Genomic DNA, 2052 nt, shown 5'->3' with positions numbered 1-2052 from the left:
AGCAAAAACAAAAGTTTGTGCCTTTGTGTCCTGATTTTGTGGTTGAGTTGCGCTCTCCTACTGATTCTCTCAAGAGATGTCTTGATGCAGTCGCTCATGGGGGAAACCCCCAAGACCGCGCTGCATCGCTACAAGCAAAAATGCAGGAGTATCAAGAAAATGGAGCCCGTTTGGGTTGGTTAATCGATCGGGAAAATAGGCGAATTGAGAGTTATCGTCAGGGGAAACCAGTAGAAATTTTAGAATTTCCGACAACTCTATCTGGAGAAGAGGTTCTCCCTGGTTTTGTTTTGGATTTAAGCAGTATTTGGTAATTGGATCTAGGAAAGGGAATAGGGAGTAGGGAGTAGGGAGCAGGGAGTCGGGAGTCGGGAGTAGGGAGTCGGGAATTGCGTAGGGTGGCTTAGAGACCGGCTCGCCAAAGATTGATAACGGGCAAGATGCCCATTCCACCAACATGCCCATTCCACCAACATGCCCATGCCACCAACATGCCCATGCCACCAACATGCCCATTCCACCAACATGCCCATGCCACCAACATGCCCGTTCCACCAACATGCCCATTCCACAGCAACATGCCCATGCCACCAACATGCCCATGCCACCAACATGCCCATGCCACCAACATGCCCGTTCCAGCCACTGAAACTATAATAAAACAAGTATAAATTTACAACGTGACGTCATCGGTATGCCTACCTTAGATATAACAGTTGAGCAAGTCATCATGTTAGTAAAGCAATTACCTTTAGAGGGAAAAAAAGCTGTATTTAATGTACTCCAGAACGAATTAGAAGTTCAAGAAAATCCTTGGCTAAAATTGGCTGGAAAATATCAGGACGATTCACAATTTGAGGAAATGTTAGCTTACATCGAAGCTGAATGCTTACATAACGCTAAATAATAAAACTCCCACACTCCCCGCACCACACTCTTCCCGATTATCAATTCTTAATTATCAATTCTCAATTCTTAATTCTAAATTCTAAATTCTAAATTCTTAATTATCAATTCTAAATTATCAATTCTAAAAAAAAATAGCCGTAGAAATACTATCCACAGCTATTTCAATGACCTATGTCAGAAGAATATCCGAAACTTTCGGATGTGATCCTATGCTATCAGACCAAACCCTTGGCCAAGGGGGGGAAACCCCCCCAGAAATTTAGCGCTGCATCGCTTATTCAAAAGCACCGATCTAGTAGCGTGCGCATTAGCTGATAGCTGTTCGCGTAGCGTGCGCGTAGCGCTTAAACTGATAGCTGATTGCTGAATACTTACGTTATTGTTACCTTTTAAATAAAAAAAATGTCCTAAACTAGACTTACATTGCTATCATAATTTATCCATAATTGAGTGCATCAATCCCTAACACTAGTATTTGTAAATAAATGTCAAAAAAATAAATTACCCCTTGCATCTTTTTCAGGATTTATCTATACTATAGATATTGAGACTGAGACTAATAACCGCGCTGGTTAAAACCATTAAGCGAGGCCAGCGCGGTTTTCCTCCCACCTAAATAGGAGTTACTTCCATGATGGCAAAAATATCACAATTATCAATACAGCGGTTTGCAATTGCTGTTAGGTACAACGTCTGGGCTTTTAGGGAGCAGGGAGTAAGCAATAGGCAATAGGGCTATAAGGCTCAAGGGTTAACAATACACCAGACCAGGTAATCATTTCTCACACACCAGTACCCATTTCTTCCTAACGAGTACTAATTTCTCACACACCAGTACTCGTTTACAAAAATCAGTACTGGTGTGTAACAAACGGGTATCGGTTTCTTCTTAACAAGTACTAGTTTCTCATTAACTAGTACTTGTTGCTAATAAACGAGTACAATTTTCTCACATGGCAGGACTGGTTAGGTGCATCTCAGTGTTGCAATTAGGTATAGCGCTACGCGCCAGTCAGCAAAGCTTGTCGGGTGGGCAAAAACCCTTTGGTTCTTTTAACAATTCTAGATAATATCATTTTGCCCACCCTACGCACTGAATTCTGACTTCTTAAGAAACGCTATAATGTTTCAATAACTATTGTA

Annotated in this window: 3 protein-coding genes; 2 read left to right on the top strand and 1 reads right to left on the bottom strand. The window is 41.6% G+C overall.

Annotated elements, in window-relative coordinates:
- A partial coding sequence (locus F6K49_RS43760; RefSeq protein WP_293108060.1) for a Uma2 family endonuclease occupies positions 1–314 on the top strand: 314 nt, incomplete at its 5' end.
- Positions 315–320: 6 nt separating this feature from the next.
- On the opposite strand, the gene F6K49_RS43755 is transcribed toward F6K49_RS43760, so the two are convergent.
- Positions 321–665, bottom strand: a complete 345-nt coding sequence (locus tag F6K49_RS43755; protein WP_293108057.1) for a hypothetical protein — start codon at positions 663–665, stop codon at positions 321–323.
- A 29-nt stretch (positions 666–694) separates the two neighbouring features.
- On the opposite strand from F6K49_RS43755, the gene F6K49_RS43750 reads away from it, so the two are divergent.
- Positions 695–907 carry a hypothetical protein gene (locus F6K49_RS43750; protein WP_293039993.1) on the top strand — a complete coding sequence of 71 codons (213 nt, stop codon included), beginning with the start codon at positions 695–697 and terminating at the stop codon, positions 905–907.
- Positions 908–2052 lie beyond the last annotated feature (1145 nt).

It is taken from the genome of Moorena sp. SIO3I6 (assembly GCF_010672095.1).
Note: the sequence above shows the minus strand (reverse complement) of the source record. Positions and strands in the feature narration are given on the sequence as shown.